This window comes from Aeromonas sp. Y318-3 (assembly GCF_027706185.1).
Classification (GTDB): Bacteria; Pseudomonadota; Gammaproteobacteria; order Enterobacterales; family Aeromonadaceae; genus Aeromonas; species Aeromonas veronii.
Genome location: NZ_JAPDCN010000010.1, coordinates 90,716 through 114,959 on the forward strand (window position 1 = coordinate 90,716; position 24,244 = coordinate 114,959).

Consider the following 24,244-nt stretch of genomic DNA (forward strand, 5'->3'; position numbering starts at 1 on the left):
GCTCTGCTCTGCTCTGCTCTGCTCTGCTCTGCTCTGCTCTGCTCTGCTCTGCTCTGCTCTGCTCTGCTCTGCTCTGCAATGAGTGATAGTAGATCCCGAAGACAAAAAAAGCGCCCTGAGGCGCTTTTTTCATATCAACCGGATATCAGCCTTTGAACTTGCTGAATACCAGGGAGGCGTTGGTACCGCCAAAGCCGAAGCTGTTGGACATGACAGTATTAAGCTCGGCCGCTTCGTACTCGCGCACGATGGGTAGACCTTCGGCCTTCTCGTCCAGAGTCTCGATGTTGATGCTGGGAGCGATAAAGCCGTGTTCCATCATCAGCAGGGAGTAGACAGCCTCGTGCACGCCCGCAGCGCCCAGCGCATGGCCGGTCATCGCCTTGGTGGCAGAGATCTTGGGACCGTTGGCGCCAAACAGCGTCTGGATAGCTTCCAGCTCTTTGGTATCACCCACCGGAGTGGAGGTGCCGTGGGTGTTGATGTAATCGACCTTGCCGACACCCTGCATTGCCATCTTCATGCAACGCACCGCGCCTTCACCGCTCGGCGCGACCATGTCATAGCCATCGGAGGTAGCACCGTAACCGGTCAGCTCGGCATAGATGTGAGCACCACGGGCCAGCGCATGTTCCAGCTCTTCGATCACCAGAATGCCGCCGCCACCGGAGATAACGAAACCGTCGCGGTTCGCATCATAGGTACGGGACGCTTTTTCTGGCGTGTCGTTGTACTTGGTGGAGAGGGCGCCCATGGCGTCAAACTGGATGGTAGAGGACCAGTCCAGCTCTTCACCGCCACCTGCGAAGACCACATCCTGTTTGCCAAGCTGGATCAGTTCAAGCGCGTGACCGATGCAATGAGCAGAGGTGGCGCAAGCTGAGCTGATGGAGTAGTTGACACCCTTGATCTGGAAAGGGGTCGCCAGGCAAGCAGAGGTGGTGGAAGACATGGTGCGCGGCACCATGTAAGGGCCCACACGCTTGACCCCTTTCTCGCGGGCGATGTCCACAGATTCCGAGGTGTTCTTGCCGGAGGCACCACCTGAACCGACCACCAGGCCGGTACGCTCGTTGGAGACCTGATCTTCCGCCAGACCGGCATCTTCAATGGCCTGCTGCATGGAGAGGTAGGCGTAGGCCGCAGCGTCGCCCATGAAACGCATGACTTTACGGTCGATCAGTTCAGACGGATCGAGTTTGATGTTACCCCAGACACGGCTGCGCAGGTTGTGCTGCTCGAACTGCTCGGAATAGGTGATGCCGGATTTACCTGCTTTCAGGGAGGCCAGCACTTCTTCCTTGTTGTTGCCGATACTGGAGATGACGCCGATACCGGTGATCACTGCTCTTCTCATTAATTCATCTCGTCTGGAAAAACTGGCGCCAAGTCTACCCGCTTTCGGCTGCCAAACTGGTCTGCTTTCACGTAGAATGCCCGCGATTTTGTGACGCGAGCCGAGGAAAACGTGAGTCAAACATCCTTACATCATGCCCGATTGGACTGGAATGAAGCGGGAACTCCTGTCTCCAGTGACTTCGGGGATGTGTACTTTTCCAATGATAACGGTCTAAGTGAAACCCGCTACGTCTTTTTGCAGCAAAACCGGCTACCTGCGCGATTTTCGCACCACGATAGTGACAGTTTCGTGATAGGTGAAACAGGTTTCGGCACAGGTCTTAACTTTCTGGCGACAATGCAAGCCTTCCTGGAACAGGCGCCCCAATCCGGCAACTGCTCCCGTCTGCACTTCATCAGTTTCGAGAAATACCCCCTGACCCAAGACGATCTGCGCAAAGCGCTGGCCGCCTGGCCTGAACTTGGCCACTTGAGTCAGGATCTTGTCGCCCAGTGGCCGCTGCCGGTCTCCGGCTGCCACCGCCTGCATTTTGCGGGTGGCCGCATTCGCCTCGATCTCTGGTTTGGCGACATAAAGGATATGCTGCCGCAGGTGCCTCACCGGGCAGAAGGTCTGGTGGATGCCTGGTATCTGGATGGTTTCTCCCCGGCCAAGAACCCGGAAATGTGGACACAGGAGCTGTTTGATGGTCTCGCTCGCCTCGCCCGTCCCGATTGCTCCATCGCCACCTTTACCTGTGCCGGTTTTGTCCGTCGCGGCCTGATTGCCGCCGGTTTTGCCATGAAGAAGGTGAAGGGCCACGGTAGCAAGCGGGAGATGCTGGTGGGGGATCGCACCGACAAGCAGCCGCAGCATACCATCGCCCCCTGGTATGCGCGTCCTGCCGGACGCGCTGGCGAGGTGGTGATCATCGGCGGCGGCATCGCCTCGGCCATGACGGCGCTCTCTCTGGTGGAGCGGGGTCGCAAGGTAACGTTGCTGTGCGCAGATGACGAACCGGCCACCGGCGCCTCCGGCAACCGCCAGGGTGCCCTCTATCCACTGCTTAACGGCGAGCACGATGCGCTGTCACGCTTCTATTCGCTCGCTTTTGGCTATGCCCGCCAACGGCTGCTGGCGTTGGCCGAACGCCATCCTATCGCTTTCGAATTATGTGGAGTAACCCAGCTCGGTTATGACGAAAAATCGGCAGCCAAGTTGGCCAAGATGAGTCAGGGCCCCTTCCCGTCCGAACTGATGCATCCCCTCTCTACATCAGAGGTAGAGCAGGTGGTTGGCCTGCCCTGTGGCCACAGCGGCGTCAGTTACCCGCTGGGGGGCTGGCTCTGTCCGGCCGATCTCACCCGCGCCGCCCTGAAAGAGGCGCAAGCCAGCGGCCTGCTTGAGGTGGAATACCACACCCGAGTGAGCGCCATTGCCGAGCAGACAGATGCTTGGCACATAGAGAACCAGGACGGCCGCCACTGGCAGGCCCCCAATCTGGTGGTCGCTGCCGGTCACCAGTTGCCAGCACTGCTCCCCTTTGCCGAGCTGCCGCTCTATCCGGTGCGCGGTCAGGTGAGTCATGTGCCAACCTCAACCAGCTTGAGTCAGCTCAACACGGTGCTCTGCTACGATGGCTACCTCACGCCGATGCACAACGATCAACACTGTATTGGTGCCAGCTATGGCCGCAACCAGAGCAGCCTTGAGTTTCGTGCCGAGGAGCAAATCCAGAATCAGGTGCGGTTGCAAGCCTGCCTGCCGGAGCAAACCTGGCCCGCCGAAGTGGATGTGAGCGGCAACGAGGCGCGCGTAGGGGTGCGTTGTGCCAGCCGGGATCACCTGCCGGTGGTGGGGCCAGTGGCCAGATTGCAAGGTCTGGCGGATCACTATGCGCAGCTGCAGCATGATCAGCACAACGCCCAGCCGCTCCCCCTTCACCCCGGCCTCTATGTGCTGGGCGCGCTCGGCTCGCGGGGTCTCTGCTCGGCGCCGCTCTGTGGCGAGCTGCTCGCCAGCGAGATCTGCGGCGATCCCCTGCCGCTGGCCGCCGATCTGCTGGAAGCGCTCCACCCTGCCCGTTACTGGGTGCGCAAACTGCTCAAAGGCAAGGCGCTGGTCTAAACCGGACTCTGCAAGCAAATAGAATGGCCGCCCATCGGGCGGCCATTCTATTTATCAAATCGTGCGATGCTGGATATTGTGTCTTGAGATAGCGCTTACTTGGGCCAGTGCACCCCGAGCTGTTCGCCGTAACCTGTCTGACGCTGGAATCCGTCGAGCCGTCCTTTGACCTTGTTCAGCTCGCCACTGCCCGCGGCCCACGCGGCATAGCGCAACGCCTGACAATCTGCATGACCGGGTAGCCCAGCAATAGCGCCACCCACCTGATTGGCCCCCTGCAGCACCATCTCCTTGAAGCGGGATTCGTAGTCAAACATGCTGGAGAGCAGCCGCCCCCAGCGCTGGCGGGCAGGATCGTTACTGTTCGCGCTCTGACGCCAGCGGGGCAGCAACACAGTGGCGTTGGTGGATACAGTCACCCGGTTGAGCTGGCAGCGCCCCGGCAACTGCTCGGTATCCAGCTGCCAGTCCACCTTATAACTCGCCTTGCCGAGTACGGGCTTACCATTCACCTTGGGAGCACTCTGGGCAATCGCCCGGGCGAGCTGCTCCGGACTGGTTGCATTGACCTCATAAAAACGGACATTGATGCGGGACTCTGGCACCACTTGCGGCCGGCTCGGCTGAGCCTGACTCATCAGGGGCAACAGCAACAATCCGACCCCCACTACTCCATAAACCTTGCTGACCATGCCAGACTACCTTCCTTGATTGCACGGGCGGAGTACCAACCTTGGTGAACCCCACCGCCACACAGATGACGGCTATAGCCTATGTGTGACGACGAGGCGGCGCAATACAATGATGCGCCCAGAAATCAGAGCACGCTCACAGGTTGCGTGAGCAGAGTATGGCACAAGGCCAAAACTGTATTTTTATTGAGCATGACGGCTGATGCGCTGCCAGTCGAGGTGATAGTTTTTCACATTGATGTCATGACCATCTATCTGAATAAAATGATCATTTTTAAGGCGGTTGGCAAAAAAGTCCTGATCTGCCCCCTCATTGAGCCACAGCTCGCAAAGTCCCCGTTTTCCCTCTCTGGCATAGAATCTCGGAGTGACCAGCAGCGCGACCCCATCTACCCGGATGGCATGACGGGCCAGGCAGTTTGCTTCGGTGGTTTTGGATGCCAGCGCGGCAAAACGGGGTCTGTTCCCCTCGGCCACCACCAGTACGCCGTAAGAGTGAGGAGCCATGAGACGCCGCATGGCGACCGCCTGATGAGGACCGGTTTGATGAAAACCGTCATTGGTTACCGCAAACACGCAAGTAGGTGAAAATAGCATCGAAAGCAGGAAAAGAGAGCGTTTAATGCCTGAAAAATCACCAATCGCCATATAAAAGCCCCAAAAGACAACCAAGGCTGGCAAGGGTAGGTAGCCAAACCCGCTGGGTAAAGTACCTTTACCTTTCTTTAATTCTGTTCATGGGGTTAAACGTTGATTTAGCTCACACAACATCCTGTTTCCAGTCGCCACTCTACCCCTATCGGAATAGACTCCCTCCACTCTCATCCAATCAGAAGGCAACATATGCTGGAACTCATCGTTGGCACCCTGGTCACCCTGGTGGTGGGCCGTGCCATTTTCAAAGGATACTCCGCGACCGGGGTGCTGCTGAGCGGCGGCTTGCTGCTGCTGGTCATCACCGCCATGATGGGCAAGCCGGTACTACCGAGCAAGGTGGTCAGCACCGGTTATATCGCAACCGATATCTTCGAATACGTCCGCTTCCTGCTCAATGACCGTGGCGGTGGACTGGGGATGCTGATCATGGTGCTGTGCGGCTTCGCCGGCTACATGAGCCATATCGGTGCCAACACCATTCTGGTCAAGCTGGCCAGCAAACCGCTCGGCATCATCAAGTCCCCCTATATCCTGCTGGTGGCTGCCTATCTGGTGGCCTGCGCCATGTCGCTGGCGGTGAGCTCCGCTACCGGCCTCGGCGTGTTGTTGATGGCCACCCTGTTCCCGCTGATGGTCAACATGGGGATCTCCCGTGGCGCGGCGGCGGCCGTGTGCGCCTCGCCGGCCGCCATCATTCTGGCACCGACCTCAGGGGACGTGGTGATGGCTGCTCAGGCCGCCAACATGCCGCTGCTGGATTTTGCCTTCAAGCTGACCCTGCCCATCTCGCTGGTGGCGATCGCCTGCATGGCAGTGACCCACTTCTTCTGGCAGCGCTACCTTGATCAAAAATCCGGTGAGCACAACGAGCCGGTCGCCCCGGGTGATCTGGTGACGACTGCGCCGGCCTTTTACGCCATCCTGCCCTTTACCCCCATCATCGGAGTGCTGGTGTTTGACGGCAAATGGGGTCCGCAGCTGGATATCGTCACCATCATCGTCATGTGCATGGTGCTGGCCAGCCTGCTGGAGCTCGTGCGTATCCGCAATGGCAAGGAGCTGCTGGACGGTCTGCAGGTCTGCTGGCGCAACATGGCTGACGCCTTTGCCGGTGTGGTCATGCTGTTGGTCGGTGCCGGTGTCTTTGCCCAGGGCCTGATGACCATCGGCTTTATCGACACCCTGCTGGCTCACGCGCAGGATCTGGGCTCGGGCGGCCTGATCATGATGCTGTCACTGGTGGTGATCACCACCCTGGCAGCCTTCACCACCGGCTCGGGCAATGCCCCCTTCTACGCCTTCGTGGAGCTGATCCCCAACCTGGCCAGTAGCCTTGGCATCAACCCGGCCTATCTGGTGATCCCGATGCTGCAAGCCTCCAACCTGGGTCGGACCATTTCTCCAGTCTCCGGGGTGGTGGTCGCCTGTGCCGGGATGGGCAAGCTCTCGCCGTTCGAGGTGGTCAAGCGCACCAGTATGCCGGTCGCCGTCGGCCTGCTGGTGGTGATCGTCGCCACCCAGATCATGGTACCCGCCTGATCATTGACCAGCCCGGCACCCTGCCGGGCTGGTATCCTCCCCCCCCTTTGCAGTAGACTCGGTGCTCATTTTCCCCCTAAGGAGGACCGAGATGAGTATTACGGTTCAACTTGCCCATTTCAGTGATTGCCACTCCCACTTCGATGGCGCGCCCATGAGCTTCTCCCCTGTCGGTGAAAGTCAGTGGCGCACCCAGTGCGGCGGTTATGCCCGGATCCTGACCCGACTGACCCAACTGCGTGCCAAAGCCACAGCAGCCGGTCAGCGTTTTCTGTTTCTGCACGGTGGCGACTCCTTTCAGGGCTCTCTCTATTTCAACCGCTTCAAAGGGCGCGCCAACGCCGACCTGCTCGCCATGCTGGCCCCCGATGCCATGGTACTTGGCAACCACGAATTCGATCTGGGCAACGGCCCGCTGGTGGAGTTCTTGCGCCAGCTCGATTTTCCGGTGCTGGCCGCCAATCTGGACAACAGTCAGGAGCCAGCCGACACAGCCCTCGGGCTGTGGGATATCCCCCACCTCTACGATGCCCATCAGCCCTGGCATCGCCGGGTGATCGACGGCGTTCCCTTTGCGCTGCTCGGCATCACCCTCGCCCAGATGGCTGCCATCGCCAACCCGGATCCCCACACCCGTTTCCACGCGGTCGCCGACACCCTCACTAAAGTGCTGCGGGAGATCAAGCGCGAAGGGATCCACCATATCGTGCTGCTGAGCCACCTCGGGCTGGATCAGGACAAGCTGCTGGCCGAGCGCTTCCCCGAGCTCAGCCTCATCATCGGCGGCCATACCCACAGCCTGCTCGGCGATCTCGCGCCGCTGGGTCTGCCAAGCGAAGGTACCTACCCCCTGATGAACAACGGGGTGGCCATTTTGCACGCTGGCCACAGCGCCCTCTGCCTCGGTGTCTGCGAGCTCACCTTCGATGAGGCGGGCCGCGTCGTGCAAAGTGAGGGGCAGCTGGAGTGGCTCCCCTGGCAGCCCTGGCCGTTTGCCTCCACGCCACCTGTCGGGCTCACCTTCTGCGAGCCGGATCCACAACTGGAACAACATCTGGCCAAACGCTACCGGCCGGAGATTGAAACCATGAGCCAGCGCATCGTCACCCGGCTGGCGGCGCCGTTGCCCCATCAGCGGCTGCCGGATGCCACCCTGCCCCACGGCAGCCTGCTCGCCCCGCTGGTGGCCCGCGCCATGCTGACCGCCGCCCGTGAACAGGTAGGCGAGGTGGACTTTGCCCTGCACAATGCTGGCGGCGTGCGCTGCTCGCTGGAGCCGGGCCCCCTGAGCGAAGCAGATATCGCCGGTCGCCTGCTGCCGTTTGCCATTCCCCTCACCCTCTATCGGGTGCACGGTCATGAGTTGGCGGAAGCGCTGGAAAATGCCATCGACAACGCCACCAACAACGGCGTGGTCGGCAATGGCAACGGCAGCTTCCCCTACACCGCGGGGGTGCGATTCACCTATCAGGCCGATCGGCCCAAGGGCCAGCGCATCACCCGACTGGAGTGGGAAGCCGCCCCCAGCCAGTGGCAAGCGGTCAATGCCGAACAGATCTATCGCGGAGTGTCGAGCGCCTATACCGCCTCCGGCAAGGAGGGTTACACCGCGCTGGCGCGTACCCTGACCCAGCACAATCAGGAGCTCGGCATCACCCTGGCCGACGCCTTTATCCGCTGGGCCCGTCACCTGCCGACACTGGAAGCGCAGCCGCCCCTGGTTGAGTACATCCATTGATGCAGAGGGGGAATGGCTTTGCCACATCCCCCTGACGGCCAATATTGCCGCAGCCAGCGCCCGGTTCCCTGCAAGAACCGGGCTTTTTCGAGAATATTTGCCCCACACGGGCCCGCCCCATTGCATCGCACTCACTAGCTCGGCAAGATAGGCCCGCTTTCAAGACCAGCTGCAGGAACAGGCGACTTCATGAATCACTCCATCCGTTTCACTCCCCCTCGCGTCAACCCGGGTATCAAGCCAGCCATCGTGCTGCTGACCGCCCTGCTGGCGCTGCTCTTCTGTCTGCGCAACCCGCTCTTCCACGCCATGGCGCCGGGCTTTGATGCCTCGCTGTTCGCGGTGATGGGCAAGATGTGGAGCGAAGGGGGCGTGCTCTATCGCGACATGATTGACATCAAGGGGCCGATGATTTTCGCCCTCGACGCGCTGGGCTATCGAATGGGTGGTTTTGTCGGGATCTGGGCGCTGGAGTGGGTACTCTGCTGGCTCGGGCTGCTGGCCAGCTGGCAGGCCTTTGCCCAACTTGGCCTCTCGTTCAAGGCGCGCCTTGGCGCCATGCTGGCGGTGCTGGCTCTCTACGGCACCCGTTACTACTACGGCAACATGACCGAGGACTGGACCTTCCACCTCGCCCTCATCGCCCAGTGGGCTTTCATTACCCTGCTGCTGGACAAGGGATTTCGCTGGTGGCCGGCGCTGGTTGCGGCCCTCACCTTCGCCATCGTCGCCTGGATGCGCACCAACAACGGCGCCTTCTGGGGGGCCTGGTATCTGGTGCTGTTCTGCCACTGGTGTCTGCATGAGAAGTGGCGTGACGCCATCTTGCTGCTCATCTCCAGCCTGCTGGGACTGGCGCTGATTGGCGGCCCGCTTTACGCGTACTTCCAGCAGCATGATCTGCTGGCGGCCTTCAAATACTACGCCTTCGACATCTTCTTCGAGGGGAGCTACGGCAATGGCTTCTCTCCCATGGTGGGCGCCGTCGGCCTGCTGCGCACAGGCCTTGTGATGCTGCTGCCCGCCTTTATCATTCTGATGCTGAGCCGCCGTCAGGAGTGGTATCTGCCCGCCCTGCTGGCGACCCTGTTTGGGGTGCTGTTTACCCTGATCGCCAACTCGGTCTCCGGCCATGTGTTCGATCACTATGACGTGCTCTATCTGCAACTGGCGGTGCTACCGCTGGCGGTATTGCTGGATCGCAGCGAACAGCAGGCTGATGCGATCGGCCTGCTCTGCATCTCGCTGGTGGTACTCACCGCCAGCTGGCTGCTGGCCCAGCAGCTCGCCTTTGGCTGGAGCACCAAGGAGTGGTCCCTCGAGCGGGTCAACGAGGTGCTCGGCACCAGCCTGCTGTGGGCGCTGCCGGTGCTGATCCTCATCCCCCTCTGGCGCGCCTGGGATGTGCGCAGTGCCACCCCCTGGCTGGCGACGCTGGCCATGCTGCTGCTGATGATCAACAACGCCTGGGAAGGGACCCTCAAGGGTTGCCCCTTCAATCCGGCGGCGCAGGTACGGGTCGATCGCATCAAGGCCGAGACCAGCCCGAGCGACAAGATCTGGGTCGATGGCATCCAGCCGCAATATTATCTCTGGACCGATCGCCAGCCAGCATCCGCCTACCTCTTCTTTGCCAACGTCAATCCGCCCTATGATGTGCGCGAGCGGGTGCTGGCCGATATCCAGCGCCAGAGCCCGAAGTTCATCATCGCCAAGCCGGATCGGGTGAGCGAGGAGCTGAAAAAACCGAGCTCCCCTTCCCATCTCGCCTTCTATCAATACCTGACTAGCCACTACGAAGAGGTGGATCCGGGTCTCTATCGCCGACGCTGATCGTCAATACGCCCGCAGGGCGGCCATTGTTGCAATGGCCGCCCTTTTTCTTGCGCCAGAACCCCTTGCAGCAACGGCCTGCAGTAGGCAAGCCCGCCCGAGATAACTACAATGACGCTCTTTTTGATGTAACGAGTGACACCATGGCGGAACTGACTTATCTGGGCGGCTATCCCGACCCCCTCAAGGCACAGGTACAGCAGCTGATTGCGGCGGGCAAGCTGGGGGAGATGCTGGCCAAACGCTATCCGGAGAGCCACCAGATCCAGAGCGACAAGGCGTTGCTCGCCTACACCATGGAGCTGAAGAACCGCTACCTCAAGAGCTCGGCGCCCCTGTCAAAGGTGGTGTTCGATGGCAAAATCAACGTGATCAAGGATGCCCTCGGCCTGCACACCTACGTCAGCCGGGTGCAGGGCAGCAAGCTCAAGGCCAAGAACGAGATCCGCATCGCCGCCCTGTTCAAGGAGGCACCGCCCCCGTTCCTGAAAATGATCGTGGTGCACGAGCTGGCCCATATCAAAGAGAAGGATCACAACAAGAGCTTCTACCAGCTCTGCCAGCACATGGAGCCGGACTATCATCAACTGGAGTTTGATCTCAGGCTCTGGCTCACCTGGCGCGATATCGACAAGGCCAACCGCTAGGCTGACAACCGTTTCAGGGAGGAAACATGTCATTTGCCGCCACCCCCTTTGGTGCCACGCGCTTTATTGCCACTTTGGTAATGGCCAACTTGGGCCGCGCTGCCCGTCCCCGCCGCGCGTCACGCGGGCTGCTGGCCCTGCTGCTTCTGCTCGCAGGCCACAGCGCCCGGGCCGATGAGCGCTGGCAGAGCGACAGCTATCTCACCGAGAGCTTTATGGCCATCGCCATGGAGCGGGAGTATGGCGAAGCCAGGCAGACCCGTTTTGCCCGCTGGCAGCAGCCGATCCGGCTGCAACTTATCAACGAGTCAGGTGACAAGCCGCTGCAGGCCGACGTGGTGAAGGTACAGGCAGCCCATCTGGCCCGTATCACCGGCCACCCCATCAGCATGGTGTCCGCAAAGCCCAACCTCACCCTGATCATGACCGACTACAGCAAGATGAAGAGCTGGGCCAACCGCACCATGGGGGGGGATCCATCGGTCAAGATGGCGCTCAAGGAGGGGCTCTGCCTTGCCAACTTCGCAACCAATGCAAAACACGAGATCAGCCGTGCCACCATCATCATTCCGATAGACTACAGCCGGGCCAAGGGACGCTTTCTCGACTGCGTGGTGGAGGAGTTCACCCAGGTGATGGGGCTGCCCAACGACTCGGACAAGGTATTTCCCTCCATCTTCAATGACAACAGCATCGACAGCTTTTTGACCGGGCTGGACTATGTGCTGCTCAAGATGGCCTATCACCCGGCCCTCAAAGCCGGAATGAGCAGTGACGAGATCCGCGCCGCACTGCCTATCGCACTGGCCGATCTGCGTGCCAAAGGGGAGATCCGCGAAGCCAATCGCCGGGTGCAACAGCAGAGCCTGAAAAGCTGGGCGGGGTTGTAACGGGCCAGGCTCAACCCAAAGCTAGAAAAACCACCGCGAGCCTCTCATCACCCACAAAAAACGCAGCCACCTGGCTGCGTTTTTGTTGTCCGAGGATCGGCGGATCATTCGCGGGCATGCCCATTTATCCACCGCCCAGAATTATCCACTGACCATGGGGATCAGGAGGCGACGTTCTCTTCCGGCATCCAGCTGTCGGCGTTCTCCCACACCTCCTGCACCATGGCTTCGGCCAGCTCTTTGTCTTCCTTGCTGGCACGGCTGACGGTCAGGGCCATGGCACTGCCCGGCGCGACCCGCACATGGATGTCGGGAAATTTTTCGCCAAGCTGCTTGAGCAGCTCCTGACGCAGCGCCTCCATGGTCGAGGTCGGGATCTGATGTTTTCTGTCGATGATGATTTCAAGACGCATAGGAAACTTCTCCATGATTTATGACTGTATTTTTATACAGTATTTATGGGAAGTAAAGTGCCATCTTGCACCAATCAGAAAAGATCCAGCTGCTGACCACAGATCCGGTCGAACGACTCGCCAATAAAGGGCAGGATGGCGTCGGCAATGGGCCGCAACTGCTTGTCGATATAGTGCTCGTAATCGATGGCGCTGCGCCGGTACTCCAGCGGCTCGGGGCCATTGAGGGTCATCAGATAGGCGATGGAGCCCCGATGCTGATAGCGCTGGGGCAGACCGCGGCGCAGGTTCTCCTCATCGGCCAGCCGCGCTGCCCGCACATGGGGCGGTACATTCTTCTGATACTCCTCGAGCTTCTGGCGTAGCCGTTTGCGGTAGATAAGCAGATCGTCGTGACGACCGGCGCGGGTCTCATCCACCATGGTGCGCACATAACCGCTGGGATCTTCATCGTGAAACACCAGCTCATAGAGGCGGGTCTGGAACTGCTTGGCCAGCATGGTCCAGTCGGTGCGCACCGATTCGAGCCCCTTGAATACCAGCTGTTCACTCCCCTCACTGGCCTTGCCAATCAGACCGGCATAGCGCTTCTTGCTGCCCTTCTCCAGCCCGCGGATGGTGGGCATCAGAAAGCGGCGATAGTGGGTCTCGTACTGGATCTCGAGATAACTCGGCAGGTCGAACTCGCGCCTGATCAGTGCAGCCCAGTTATCGTTGATCATTTGAGCCAGTCGCTGGCCGATCTCGTTCGCCTCATCGGGGCTGGTCTCGCGCCCCAGATGAACAAAGGTGGAGTCGGTGTCGCCATAGATCACCTCGAACCCCTTCTCTTCAATCCACTCGCGGGTTTGCTGCATGATGCTGTGGCCACGCAGGGTAATGGACGAGGCTAGGCGCGGATCATAGAAACGGCAGCCCCCCGAACCCAGCACGCCGTAGAAAGAGTTCATGATGATCTTGATGGCCTGGGAGAGCGCCTTGTTGCTGGCCGCCTTGGCCCGATCCCGCGCCGCCCACAAGGTAGCGATGAGATCCGGCAAGAAGTGCCGCTCGCGGGAGAACATGGCGCCGCGAAAGCCCGGAATAGCGTGCTCGGGATGCTGCAGCCCTTCGATAAGTCCCATGGGGTCGATGCAGAAAGTGCGGATGATGCTGGGGTAGAGGCTCTTGAAGTCAAGCACCAGCACATGGCGATAGAGACCGGGTTTGGAGTCCATCACATAGCCACCGGGGCTCGCCAGCCCCCCGTCGGCCGGCAGATTGGGGGCCACGTAACCGCCACGATGGAGCCGCGGCAGATAGAGGTTGGTAAACGCCGCCACCGAGCCCCCCACCCTGTCCAGCTCCAGGCCGGTGAGGGAGGCACGCTCGATGGCAAAAGGGATGAGGTGGCAGTAATCGAAGATCTCCCACACCAGCTTGCAATCTTCCAGGTTGTAGCGGGCGAGCGCCTCCTTGTCGGAGTGGAACAGCTCGGTGATCTTCTCCCCCCGATTGGCCACATCCTCAATATCCTTGCCACGGCCGAGCAGTTCGCTCGCCACCGCATCCAGGCTGTAGCTCGGGAACTGCCAGGTGGCGCTTTTCAGGGTGTCGATGCCGTCGAGCACCATGCGCCCGGGAATGATGACGTTGCCGGTTTGGGGATCGCCCCGTGACGAGCGCCAGAAGCAGAGCTCGCGCCCCCGCCCAAGACGCAGCCGCCGCTTGTTAAGCTCGGCGCGGCGCAGCAGCAGGCGAAAGTCAAAATTGACCACGTTCCAGCCAATCACCAGATCGGGGTCATGCTGGCTGAACCAGCTCTCCAGCGCACTCAATAGGGAGCTCTCGTCCGCCACCCATTCGACCTGGGTGCCCCAGCTCTCGGCATCCGCCTCCGGGGTGCCGATCATGATGACCCGCGCATCCTGCTCGCTATAAAGACCGACCGAGAAGAGCGCCCCGTCCATGGCGCACTCCACATCCAGCGACACCCAGGAGAGGGTTGGCGTCACCGCCTGCGGCGCGCAGCGCGCCTCGTTCACCTCCCAGTAGCCCTGCTTGCCCCCCTTTTTTACCGCCCGGCCATCGAAGCGCACGCCAGCGGTGATGAAACGCTCCATCAGAAAACGCTCCGGCAGCCGGATATCCGCCTCGAAGTGCTCCAGTCCGCGAATCAGCAGCAGCTCGATAGCGCGGTGAAAGGCGCTCAGGGTGGTGAAATAGCAGCCCACCACGGGGCGACCGTCGAAGGTGTGCATCGGCAGGCGGCGAAACCGCCCGCTCACCCCGGCCCCTTTGAACAGCTCGGCGGCTTCTGCCATATGGCTCTGCGGCAGGAAGAACAACGGCTCCTGCCCCGGCACCACCACCCGTACCGGCCCCTGCGCGCTCCAGAGCCACATCACGATTTCGGTGGTTGCAGGCAGCCCGTTGCGACCGCGCACGTCCCGACCGTGGCGGGTCAGGATAAAACCGTCGAGGGGCGGAGTGGCGGGTACGGTGGGCTGGGTTGCAGTCATGAAGCGTAAAGGGGCTGTCCGAGAATGGGAGTATTGTACGTTCATACAGTGCCTGCTCGCAATCGTCACGCTGGCTGCGAGGCGGGAGTCAAACTGGTAAGCTCGATCCGGTCGTTATTCCCGCCCATCCCGTTCTGACCACTCTTCGCCGACGAAAGGAGTCTTTGTGGCAATCTATTCCCTGCTGGATCAGCTGGCTATCCCCTACCAGCGCTTTGACCATCCTCCGGTGTTTACCTGTGAGGAGGCGAGCAGGCTGCTGCCCGACCTGCCCGCCGCCAAGACCAAGAACCTCTTTTTGCGCGACCCGAAAAGCGAGCGGCTGTTTCTGGTGGTGAGTCCGGAGGAGCGCCGGGTCGATCTCAAGGCGCTGGCAGCCATGCTCGGCGTCAAGCGGCTGAGCTTTGGCTCCCCCGAGCGGCTCGATGCGGTGCTCGGCCTTACCCCAGGCTCGGTGACCCTGCTCGCCATGGTGCGCGACAGGGAAAAAGCGGTAGAGCTGGTGGTGGACGAGGCCATCTGGCAGGCCGAACAGGTGCAGTGCCATCCGCTGGTCAACACCGCTACTCTGATCATCCGCCTCGACGACGTGCGCCGTATGCTGACCCATCTGGACAGGGAGGCCATAGTAATGCGCTTGCCTGCTGCAACCTGCGATTAGCACAACGTCTGGCGGTTGGGTTCACCCTGCCGCCAACACAACCACCTTTCACGCAGCGAAATTGACTGACAAGACAATAAAATGCCCTCTTGCGCTCTGATAAATCGAGTCAGCAGTTGCCATCGTGCAAGAAGTCGGAGGTGAGCACATTCGGCCATTTAACCCATTGATAATAGGTTGGATTCATGTTGTGATTGGCCACTGCCAGCGGGCGATACCCCATCGCCTGTTCGTTCACAGGTGACTTCCCAGAGAGCCCCTTGATGCCAAGTCTGTTTTCCTCGGCCCAGTTGTTGAGTCTGGTGCTGTTCGTCACGCTGTCACATGTGGGGGTCGCCACCATTTTCGCCGCCATGTGGCACACCCATCGCCAGATCAGGGCATTGATCTACTGGTCAGCGGGGGAACTGGTTATCGCGGGGGCTTTTTGCTGCCTGCTGCTGCGCCCCCTTGAGGGAAATGCATCCCTTGCCAATATTCTCTGCACCAACCTGCTGTTGATGTCGACCACCCTGCTCTATGAACGGGGTATGCGCCACTTCTTTCGCCGTGAAGCCGACCAACTGGGCTGGCTGCTGCCCGCCGTTACCCTCGGCGGTTTCGTCCTGTTTGCCCTGACCGCCCTGCAGCAACCCCTCTTTGATGTGCATAGCCGGATCATCGTGCTCTCCGGCGTGCTCTCGCTGCAGATTGCGCTGCTTATCTGGCAGCTCTGGCGCTACCAGCGGCTGGCCCCCGTCTATCGGGTGCTGCGCTTTGCCATTCTGCTGCTCGGCCTGCAACTGCTGTTACAACTGCTGCGGATCGCCAAACATCTCTGGCAGCCGGAGCTGGCGGCCAACTCCTTCACCGACCCGCTGCTCGGGCCTGTGATCCTGCTCAGCCTGCTCTTTACCATCGCCCGCAGTTATCTGCTGCTGAGCCTGGTCCACACCCGCCAACAGCAAGCCCTGCTGGTCACCCAGCGCAAGCTGGAGCGGCGCGCCAATCAGGACGAGCTGACTGGCCTGTTCAGCCGCCACTATTTCGAACGCCAGGTTGCCCTGCGTGCCCGCGAGATGGCTAGCCCTAGCCAGCTGCTGCTGATCGATCTGGACAACTTCAAGCAGATCAACGACCGCCACGGCCACCCCGCCGGTGATGCCATGCTGCGGGCCGTGGGTCGGGTGATCGCCAATACCCTGCCTTCCGAGGGCATGGCCGGTCGGCTTGGTGGCGATGAGCTGGCCCTGCTGCTGATGGCGGACCCGCAGACCCTGCCCGACTACTGCCACAGTCTGCAACAGCAGATCGCCGAGGCGACCCGGGCGCTGGCCGGTGGCCCCATCAGCCTCAGCATCGGCCTCACCTCGCTGCACCCTGACGAGGGGTTTGAAGCGGCCTACCTACGAGCGGATCAGGCTCTTTACGCCGCCAAACAGGCTGGAAGGCAACGGGCCTGCGTGCAGGAGCTCCACCACAACGAGCCGCAACCGCTGCCGCCCTGTGCGCTCCTGTCATGAGCGCAGCGCTCGCTCTGCAGTGCCGACCGGCTAGGCTGGCAGATGCCCCGGCTTACCGGCGCTATGTCACCGAATGCGCCAAAGACGGACAGCCGCTCTATCAGGTGGCACAATTTGACCCGGACGGCTGGCTACAGAGCCTGCTGGATCACGCCAAAGGGCGCAACTTGCCCAGTGGATACCTGCCGACCACCACCTATTTTGCCCTCGATGGCGAGGAGATCATCGCCACCCTGCGTCTTCGTCACGGTGACAATGAGGCAACCCGCCAGTGGCTGGGTCATATCGGTTACGAAACCCGCCCCTCTCACCGTGGCGAAGGGGCCGCGATCGTGCTGCTACGCTGGGTACAACAACAGGTGCTGGCAGCGCCGGTGCTGATCTGCTGTGACCAGGATAATCTGGCCTCCCGCAAGGTCATTACGGCAGCCGGTGGCGTGTTGCTGGGGCGGCACTTCCATCCGGGGGATCGCAACTGGCTGGAGATGTATCAGCTAGCCCCCTGCCCCAGCCGACCATAGCCGCAGCAGTAATAAAAAGAGCGCCCCGAAGGCGCTCTTTTTGCGAACGTGGCAAGACCGTTAGTAGCTGTCTTCCTGCTCCGCCTTCATCCGGGCCTGACGGGCATAGGCCTCCTCCTCGGCGCTCTCGATCTCCTGCAGCACCGAATCGAGATCGATGGCGGCTCGGCTCTCTTCAAAGTGACCTGTCAGCTCGCTCTCGGGGGTGAGTTTGCCATCTTCAAACAACGCCCACATCTCCTGGGCATAACGGGTCTTGAGCAGCTCGGGGGCATACATACCGTAGTAGTTGCGCATGTTGTTGACGTCACGTTCCAGCATCGCCTTGGCCTGGTTGTTGGCGGCGGCATCCACCACCTGGGGCAGGTCGATGATGACGGGGCCCTGTTCATCCACCAGCACATTGAACTCGGAGAGATCGCCGTGGATAAGACCGGCGCAGAGCATCCGCACCACATAGCGGATCACCTTGTGGTGATCAATAACCGCCTGCTCGGGGGTGAGTGCCACATCGTTGAGGCGCGGCGCGACATTGCCATCTTCATCGGTGATAAGTTCCATCAAGAGGACGCCATCGAGGCAGACATAGGGCTGCGGCACCCGCACACCGGCCGCCGCCAGCTTGAACAGGGCGTCGACCTCGGTGTTCTGCCACACCTCTTCATGCTGCTTGCGACCGTACTTGGAGCCCTTCTCCATGGCGCGGGCGCTGCGGCTGTTACGCACCTTGCGCCCCTCCTGATAGACCACGGCCTGCTTGAAGCTGCGCTTGGACGCCTCTTTATAGACTTTGGCGCAACGGATCTCGTCGCCGCAGCGCACCACATAGACGTCGGCCTCTTTGCCGCTCATCAACCGGCTGACGACCTCATCGACCAGGCCGTCATCAACCAGAGGTTGGATTCGATTTGGAATTTTCATGGCCGCCCTTTTACCCTATTTCCGCTCTCGAAGATAGCTCCACGCACGCTCACCTGCCTCTCCCTTTCATAAGACACCCTGTTATCCCCTGTTTGCGCTGTTTTTGTCCACCTGTTCGCCTTAAAAACCACCAGCAGCAGACCAAATACGAAAGGCTTCTGTGCCCACAAAAATGGCCCGCAAGCGGGCCAATTTTCAAGGTTCGGGCGGCAAACCCTGACGAATGCGCTGGATCCCCGCTTCATAGAGGCCGTCATCCCCTTCCTGATGCTCCAGGGTTTCGAAGATCTTGAGAAACCACATGTACTGCTCGGGATGGCGTGCCACCTGCATCTCCACCACCCGGTTCATGGCATTGACGTCTGCCAGCAGATCGGCGGTGGGATAAGGGTCAAACGGCGGCTCGATCTCCAGCAGATAGTGCCCCTCATCCTCGTCATAGCTGGCGAAGATGGGCACGGCCCTAGCGCCAGTCAGTTTCACCAGCTTGGGCAGCGCGGGCAGGGTTGCCTTGGGGCGGCCAAAGAAGGGAACAAACACACTCGCCTCGCGACCGTGATCCTGATCTGGCAGGTAGAAGAAACTGGCACCGGCGCGGATCGACTTGATCGCCGGTTTGATCCCGGCGCTGCGCTCATAGACCTTGCCCCCTTTGGCCCGCTCGCGGTTGATGTACCAGTCGAACACCTGATCTTTCGGGCTCTTCATCATGGTGCACATCTCAATGCCCATCATGGAGAAGTAGCGGCCAATCATGTCGACCGCCCAGGTGTGAGGCACCACCAGGATCACCGGGCGGCCCGCAGCCTGCTCCGCTTGCACATGCTCCCAGCCGGTGACCTTGATGCGGCGGGTCAGGCGCGCCTTGCTGCGCCAGCTGAGCTCGCCAAAGCCCATAAAGGTCTTGAGCCCGACCCGGATCGATTTGAGCAGCAGCGCCTGCCGTGCAGCGGCATCCAGCTCGGGAAAGCAGATCTTGAGGTTGGTATCGGCGATATAGGCCTGCTTTTTCGAAAAACGCAGCAGGGTCGGCGAAACCAGATCGGCAAAGCGATCCCTCAATCTCGCGGGGGTAAATGCCAGCAGGGAGAGCAGGCCCAGCGCGCACCAGCTGCCCCACCATTTGGGATGCAGCAGGCGGCTATGAAATGAGGTATCAAATACCGGATCTAACGCAGACATGGCGGCCATCAAGTCATCAAAAACAAACGGTTATTGTAGTTATCTTGACATTTTTTTCTACCCTGGGGAGGCTGGCCATCGACCTGCAAGGCACTGATCAGACTAGTTATCATAAAAAATGGCCCACCTGGGGCCATTTCAATCAACGCAAATTCTGGGTCAGCCGTGGGGCGACAATCCCTTGCGGATCCGCTGGATCCCCGCCTCGTAAAGGCCATCCAGCCCCTCCTGATCCTGACGGGTATCGAAGATCTTGAGGAACCACATGTACTGGCCCGGATGGCGCATCAGCTGCTGTTGCACCATGTCGTTCATCCGACAGGTATCGGCCATCACATCCTCGGTGGGATAGTTGTCGAACGGTGCCTCAATCTCCAGTCGATAGCAGTGGTTCGCTTCGTCATAGCAGGCGAGCAGCGGCACCGCCTTGGCACCACTGACCTGCACCAGACGGGGCAAGGCAGGCAGGGTTGCTTTGGGATAGCCAAAGAAGGGGGCGAAGATGCTCTTCTCGCGGCCATGATCCTGATCCGGCAGATAGAAGAAGCTGCGACCGTTCTTGATGGTTCTGATCACCGCCTTGATCCCGGCGCTGCGCTCATAGACGCGGCAACCGTTCTTGGCTCGCGCACGGTTGAGGTGCCAGTCAAACACCGGATTGCGCGCCCGTTTCATCATGGTGCACATCGGCACCCCGCGCTGGGTGAAGCAGTAACCGGCGGCATCCACCGGCCAGGTATGGGGCACCACCAGGATCACCGGACGGCCGGCCGTCCGCTCCGCCTCGATATGCTCCCAACCGATCACCTGCATCCGGCTCATCAGATAACGCTGACTGCGCATGGTGAACTCGCCAAATCCCAACAGACTCTTGAGGCCGACCCGGATCGAGGTCAGTGCAATGGCATCCCGCTCTTCCGGGCTCTTGTCCGGGAAGCAGATCTCCAGATTGGTTCTGGCGATATAAATCTGTTTTTTCGAGATACGAAACACCAGCGGAGCCAAGGCTTCGGCCAAACGGTCGCGCAATCGCACCGGCACAAAGGCGAGCAACATCAGCACGCCGAGCGCCAGCCAGCTGAACCAGTAGCGGGGATGCAGAAAACGGGCTTCAAAAGAGGAGTCAAATACGGGATCTTGGGACGACATGTATTGGGGTCGAGCGAAAAAGTGGTGCTGCATTGTAGTCGTCCTGACAGGTAATACCAGTTAAATCCATGGCAAATAGCCCGCCACGGGCGCCACATCAAAAAACCATAAAAAAATGCCCCGCACTGCGGGGCATTTTGCTCGTTACACAACCAGGGTGGAGGCTCTTTGTCCATCCATCGTATGACTGGTCGTTTATCCCGTCGCTCTCGGAGCGCACTGCTTATCCATTTCCCGATGTCACATCATCAAGATTTATCGGTGAGCACCCTGGCTGGCCATGCCGTTATTCATTTCAGTATTACGCTGCGGCAGAAAAAACATCAGGTAACGCAGTGCCACATACCCGACGATCACGGTAGCCACCCCCAGCTCGAAGTGGGCCAGCAGTCTGATCTGCTCGACGTAGTGACTCCCTTGCGCAAACCCTTCAACCAGATGAGCCACTTTGAACAGGGCTGTGGCACCGATCACCAGCGGGAAGGTGAAGGCGGCATAACCCGGCGAAAAGGGCAGACGCAGCAGTTTGATGAAGGCCAAATAGATGATACCGGTCATCAGGATGGCAATCCCCAACAGCACGGCCACCAGCAGCAGTGACGGCTCCTGGCTGACGGTCAGGTAACCGGCCAAAGAGAGGCTGGCAGGAGCCGCCAGAATGGCGATGGTCGGTTTGGCGGCATCCGGCACTTCATGGCTGAAGATCAGGCGATAGAGCATCAGCGGCAGCATCAGGCCATAGCAGATGATCCCGAACCAGAGCAGACCGTTGGCCAGCGGGGCAAACTGACCACCCGGGAAGGCGACGTCAGCCACGATGATCCCCACCGGCGGCACGAACCAGCTCGGCACCATGTGGTGGATTTCAAACTCTTTGGCGCGATGCCAGATAAAGGTGGCCAGGAACAGCAGATGAACCGCCACGGCAAACAGCCAGAGTGCCTCGCCCGCTTGCGGCGCAATCATACCGAGCGCTTTGGAGACCACCATGGTACCCATGGCATAGGTCGGTACCACACTGCCGACTACGGGGTGAGCGAGATCCTGCAACAGCAGGCGGGGGTGAAGCAGAAACTTGAAGGTCAGGATCACCAGCAGCACGGCCGCAATGGCAGCACCCAGCAGTTGCATCCGGCCATCGAAGTGACCGGCATTTTCCCAACACCAACCAAGGCTGGCGATGCCCAGCGCCAGACCCGCCATGGGGGTTGGGGCGGCAGCCAGTGATTTACGGGTTCTTGCGATCATGATGACACCTTTCTATTGATGACTATGGCGATAGGATAATGGTCCCTTATCGTTTACGATATCTAAATGAATTAAATCAATCATTCAGGAAAACCAAACACGATGAAACTGACCCTGCAGCAGCTGAAAGTGTTCGCCACCATTGCCCGTTATGGAAACCTTGGCCTTGCCGCCAACGAGCTCTGTCTGAGCAAGGGGGCCGTCTCCCAGTCGCTGCAGGAGCTGGAGCGCCAGCTCTCTACCCCGCTGTTTGACCGCATTCACCCCAGGTTGCAGCTCAACAACGAGGGGCGCCTGCTGCAACCAGCTGCTGAAGAGCTGCTGACCCGGATGCAGGATATCGAGAACCTGTTCAGCCCCGATGCTGAGCCTAGCGGCCAGCTGCGCCTTGGTGCCAGCCAGACCATCGGCAACTACCTGCTCCCCACCCTGCTGGCCAGCAGCAAACAGGAGCTGGGGCTCCCTCCCAAGGTGACCATCAACAACACTCACCTGCTCTGCCATGCGCTGGCCAACTTCGAGCTGGATATGGCGCTGATCGAGGGGGAGAACCACCACCCCGACCTGCTCGCCGAACCCTGGCTGCAGGACGAGATGCTGGTGGTGGCCCCACCCGGTCACCCGCTTGCCAACAAGAAGGAGCTCTCCCTCTCCCGTCTGGGGGGCGAGACCTGGGTATTGCGTGAAGCACAATCGGGCAGCCGCGAGCAATTTATCCAGCAGATCCAGCCCGAGCTGCCCCGCTGGCAACCAGGGCTTGAACTCAACACCCTGGAGGCGGTGATGCTGGCGGTGGAGAAGGGGCTTGGCATCTCCTTTATCTCCCGGCTGGCAGCCTCGGATCGCCTGGCAGATGGGCGGCTGATCGCCCTGCCCCTCTCCCGCCGCTTCCCGCGCCAGCTCTCCCTTATCTGGCACAAGCAGAAGTACCACTCCACCTCCCTGCGCCACTTTATCCACTTCTGCCGGGCTCAGGTGAAGGATGCCGAGGTGAGCCGCGCAGAGTAACGCGCGCTCGGAGCGCCGCTGGCACGCCCGCCAATGACGGAAAAAGCAGAGAGGGAGCCACGGCTCCCTCTCTTTGATTCGCTTGCTCGGTATCACTGCGCCAGACTGCGCAACCAGCTGATCTCCTCGCCCCAGATGGATTCGTCTATGGTCTCGAGGATCAGCGGAATGCGGTCGAAGCGATCATCATTCATGATGTGGTGGAATACTGCCTCTCCCAGATTGCCCTCCTGCAAGCTGTGGTGGCGATCGACCCGGCTACCGAAGGTACACTTGGCGCCGTTGATATGCATCCCCTTGAGATAGTGAAAACCCACCGTGCGGTCGAACTCTGCAAAGACGGCAGCGCAGCTCTCGGCAGTGCGCAGATCGTAGCCAGCGGCAAAGGCGTGGCAAGTATCGAAACAGATCCCGACCCGGCTCTTGTCCTCCACTCCCTCGATGATGGTGGCGAGGTGCTCGAATGACCAGCCGAGGTTGGTCCCCTGCCCGGCGGTATTCTCGATCACCGCCGTCACCCCTTCACTGCGCTCCAACGCCCAGTTGATGGACTCGCTCACCAACTTGAGGCTGGCCGCCTCTGGGATCTGCTTGAGATGGCTACCGGGATGGAAGTTCAGATAGCAAAGCCCCAGCTGCTCGCAGCGCTTCATCTCGTCGAGAAACGCATCGCGGGATTTGGCCAGACCATAGGGATCCGGGTGGCCCAGATTGATGAGGTAACTATCGTGGGGCAGGATCTGCTCCGGCAGAAAACCGGCCTTGTCACAGGCCGCCTTGAAGGCGCGGATGGTGGCATCCGACAAGGGGGCGGCCTGCCACTGACGTTGATTCTTGGTAAAGAGGGCAAACGCGTTGGCCCCGATGGCCTGGGCGCGGGCGATGGTATTCTCCACCCCGCCGGCCGCACTGACGTGGGCTCCGATATATTTCATACAATCTCCTCAATACGGCAAGCCGCCATTATGCCGCTCCCGCCCGGCCACGCCAAACCGGGATATCCGATAGCGGGTATCGACAAATAGCGCCACCTTGGCGAATCGAAGCACTGCGTTTCATGGCGTAATCGGCCTGCACTGTAGCAACCGATCCGCAGAAGGGATAGTTAGAGCCCGTCCACGCCAGCATGGCGCCCATAAAAAAACGCAGCGTATCGCCTGAGCAATAACGCTGCGTCTTTGGGTCTCTCGGCCGTCTCCCTTGCCGTGGCCCGAATGGCCAGCGACAAGGGAGCAAGAATGCGCGGGGAGAGTCGCCTTAGAACGGCATCTTGAAGCCTGGCGGCAGTTGCATGCCACCGGTCAGTTCGCCCATCTTGGCCTTGTTCTGCTCTTCCACACGACGCACGGCATCGTTGCAAGCGGCGGCAACCAGATCTTCCAGCAGCTCCTTGTCATCTTCCATCAGGGAGGGGTCGATCTCGATGCGACGGACGCTGTGGCTACCGGTCATGGTGACCTTGACCATGCCAGCACCGGCTTCACCGGTCACTTCCATCTGAGCCAGCTGCTCCTGCGCCTTCTGCATACGCTCTTGCATCTGTTGGGCCTGTTTCATCAGGTTCCCCATTCCACCTTTACCAAACATATGTCGTCTCTCGTCTTGAAATCCGGCATCCAGCGCCGGGCTGTGGGCTTGTCTGTCCTAGATGGGGACAGCCAAACTACTTTTCAACC

General features: G+C 60.3%; 21 protein-coding genes. 10 read left to right on the plus strand and 11 right to left on the minus strand.

Translation table 11 applies throughout. From position 1 onward, the window contains the following. Positions 1 to 145: 145 nt before the first annotated feature. Positions 146 to 1,357: a beta-ketoacyl-ACP synthase I gene (fabB, locus tag OKB77_RS14885; protein WP_100645761.1), complete on the minus strand. Its 1,212-nt coding sequence runs from the start codon at positions 1,355 to 1,357 to the stop codon at positions 146 to 148. Between the two features lie 90 nt (positions 1,358 to 1,447). On the opposite strand from fabB, the gene mnmC reads away from it, so the two are divergent. Next, positions 1,448 to 3,466, plus strand: a complete 2,019-nt coding sequence (gene mnmC, locus OKB77_RS14890) for a bifunctional tRNA (5-methylaminomethyl-2-thiouridine)(34)-methyltransferase MnmD/FAD-dependent 5-carboxymethylaminomethyl-2-thiouridine(34) oxidoreductase MnmC (protein WP_270817918.1) — start codon at positions 1,448 to 1,450, stop codon at positions 3,464 to 3,466. 95 nt (positions 3,467 to 3,561) lie between these two features. Here the strand turns inward: mnmC and OKB77_RS14895 are convergent, their stop codons facing one another. Together OKB77_RS14895 and OKB77_RS14900 are read right to left on the minus strand one after the other, a co-directional pair. After that, the gene (locus OKB77_RS14895; protein ID WP_270817919.1) at positions 3,562 to 4,158 is read right to left on the minus strand and encodes a DUF922 domain-containing protein; all 597 of its coding nucleotides are present in this window, start codon (positions 4,156 to 4,158) and stop codon (positions 3,562 to 3,564) included. Positions 4,159 to 4,341: 183 nt separating this feature from the next. Further along, entirely contained in the window at positions 4,342 to 4,806 is a 465-nt protein-coding gene (locus OKB77_RS14900; protein ID WP_270817920.1) for a hypothetical protein, read from the minus strand. Between the two features lie 195 nt (positions 4,807 to 5,001). Here OKB77_RS14900 and dcuC point away from each other — a divergent pair, with 195 nt between their 5' ends. The 5 genes from dcuC to OKB77_RS14925 all read left to right on the plus strand — a co-directional run bounded on the left by dcuC (position 5,002) and on the right by OKB77_RS14925 (position 11,462). After that, positions 5,002 to 6,354: an anaerobic C4-dicarboxylate transporter DcuC gene (gene dcuC / locus OKB77_RS14905; RefSeq protein WP_005336914.1), complete on the plus strand. Its 1,353-nt coding sequence runs from the start codon at positions 5,002 to 5,004 to the stop codon at positions 6,352 to 6,354. Between the two features lie 91 nt (positions 6,355 to 6,445). Then, positions 6,446 to 8,092 carry a bifunctional metallophosphatase/5'-nucleotidase gene (locus tag OKB77_RS14910; RefSeq protein ID WP_270817921.1) on the plus strand — a complete coding sequence of 549 codons (1,647 nt, stop codon included), beginning with the start codon at positions 6,446 to 6,448 and terminating at the stop codon, positions 8,090 to 8,092. A gap of 189 nt (positions 8,093 to 8,281) precedes the next feature. Next, a complete protein-coding gene (locus OKB77_RS14915) occupies positions 8,282 to 9,925 on the plus strand; it encodes a hypothetical protein (RefSeq protein ID WP_265775603.1) in 1,644 nt (547 codons plus the stop codon). A gap of 143 nt (positions 9,926 to 10,068) precedes the next feature. Continuing rightward, entirely contained in the window at positions 10,069 to 10,572 is a 504-nt protein-coding gene (locus OKB77_RS14920) for a M48 family metallopeptidase (protein WP_005333421.1), read from the plus strand. A gap of 26 nt (positions 10,573 to 10,598) precedes the next feature. Then, on the plus strand, positions 10,599 to 11,462 hold the full coding sequence (locus OKB77_RS14925; protein WP_265775604.1) for a DUF2927 domain-containing protein: 864 nt from the start codon (positions 10,599 to 10,601) through the stop codon (positions 11,460 to 11,462). Between the two features lie 161 nt (positions 11,463 to 11,623). Here OKB77_RS14925 and OKB77_RS14930 read toward each other — a convergent pair whose 3' ends face one another. Together OKB77_RS14930 and OKB77_RS14935 are read right to left on the minus strand one after the other, a co-directional pair. Then, entirely contained in the window at positions 11,624 to 11,875 is a 252-nt protein-coding gene (locus OKB77_RS14930; protein ID WP_005352362.1) for a DinI family protein, read from the minus strand. A gap of 74 nt (positions 11,876 to 11,949) precedes the next feature. Beyond that, complete coding sequence (locus OKB77_RS14935) at positions 11,950 to 14,376, minus strand: DNA polymerase II (protein WP_265775605.1); 2,427 nt, start codon at positions 14,374 to 14,376, stop codon at positions 11,950 to 11,952. A 166-nt stretch (positions 14,377 to 14,542) separates the two neighbouring features. Here OKB77_RS14935 and OKB77_RS14940 point away from each other — a divergent pair, with 166 nt between their 5' ends. From OKB77_RS14940 to OKB77_RS14950, 3 genes are all read left to right on the plus strand, one after another. Further along, the gene (locus tag OKB77_RS14940; RefSeq protein ID WP_236353093.1) at positions 14,543 to 15,037 is read left to right on the plus strand and encodes a prolyl-tRNA synthetase associated domain-containing protein; all 495 of its coding nucleotides are present in this window, start codon (positions 14,543 to 14,545) and stop codon (positions 15,035 to 15,037) included. Between the two features lie 263 nt (positions 15,038 to 15,300). Then, the gene (locus tag OKB77_RS14945; RefSeq protein WP_118853766.1) at positions 15,301 to 16,539 is read left to right on the plus strand and encodes a GGDEF domain-containing protein; all 1,239 of its coding nucleotides are present in this window, start codon (positions 15,301 to 15,303) and stop codon (positions 16,537 to 16,539) included. Next, positions 16,536 to 17,060 (plus strand): GNAT family N-acetyltransferase, encoded by a 525-nt coding sequence (locus OKB77_RS14950; protein WP_118853765.1) that lies wholly within the window; start codon positions 16,536 to 16,538, stop codon positions 17,058 to 17,060. Before OKB77_RS14945 ends, OKB77_RS14950 begins: the two co-directional genes overlap by 4 nt. Before the next feature lie 60 nt (positions 17,061 to 17,120). On the opposite strand, the gene OKB77_RS14955 is transcribed toward OKB77_RS14950, so the two are convergent. The 4 genes from OKB77_RS14955 to OKB77_RS14970 all read right to left on the minus strand — a co-directional run bounded on the left by OKB77_RS14955 (position 17,121) and on the right by OKB77_RS14970 (position 21,560). Beyond that, positions 17,121 to 17,981: a PA4780 family RIO1-like protein kinase gene (locus OKB77_RS14955; RefSeq protein ID WP_005352386.1), complete on the minus strand. Its 861-nt coding sequence runs from the start codon at positions 17,979 to 17,981 to the stop codon at positions 17,121 to 17,123. A 195-nt stretch (positions 17,982 to 18,176) separates the two neighbouring features. Then, positions 18,177 to 19,172 carry an LpxL/LpxP family acyltransferase gene (locus tag OKB77_RS14960; RefSeq protein ID WP_162632512.1) on the minus strand — a complete coding sequence of 332 codons (996 nt, stop codon included), beginning with the start codon at positions 19,170 to 19,172 and terminating at the stop codon, positions 18,177 to 18,179. A gap of 150 nt (positions 19,173 to 19,322) precedes the next feature. Then, the gene (gene lpxM, locus OKB77_RS14965) at positions 19,323 to 20,312 is read right to left on the minus strand and encodes a lauroyl-Kdo(2)-lipid IV(A) myristoyltransferase (RefSeq protein WP_111900172.1); all 990 of its coding nucleotides are present in this window, start codon (positions 20,310 to 20,312) and stop codon (positions 19,323 to 19,325) included. A gap of 255 nt (positions 20,313 to 20,567) precedes the next feature. Next, positions 20,568 to 21,560: a TDT family transporter gene (locus OKB77_RS14970; RefSeq protein ID WP_111900117.1), complete on the minus strand. Its 993-nt coding sequence runs from the start codon at positions 21,558 to 21,560 to the stop codon at positions 20,568 to 20,570. Positions 21,561 to 21,662: 102 nt separating this feature from the next. Between OKB77_RS14970 and OKB77_RS14975 the strand changes: the two genes are divergently transcribed. Beyond that, complete coding sequence (locus OKB77_RS14975; RefSeq protein ID WP_040068074.1) at positions 21,663 to 22,568, plus strand: LysR substrate-binding domain-containing protein; 906 nt, start codon at positions 21,663 to 21,665, stop codon at positions 22,566 to 22,568. Positions 22,569 to 22,660: 92 nt separating this feature from the next. Here the strand turns inward: OKB77_RS14975 and nfo are convergent, their stop codons facing one another. Both nfo and OKB77_RS14985 read right to left on the minus strand, forming a co-directional pair. Continuing rightward, the gene (gene nfo, locus OKB77_RS14980; RefSeq protein ID WP_265775606.1) at positions 22,661 to 23,503 is read right to left on the minus strand and encodes a deoxyribonuclease IV; all 843 of its coding nucleotides are present in this window, start codon (positions 23,501 to 23,503) and stop codon (positions 22,661 to 22,663) included. Positions 23,504 to 23,825: 322 nt separating this feature from the next. Beyond that, positions 23,826 to 24,155, minus strand: a complete 330-nt coding sequence (locus tag OKB77_RS14985) for a YbaB/EbfC family nucleoid-associated protein (RefSeq protein WP_005333445.1) — start codon at positions 24,153 to 24,155, stop codon at positions 23,826 to 23,828. Between the last annotated feature and the right edge of the window lie 89 nt (positions 24,156 to 24,244).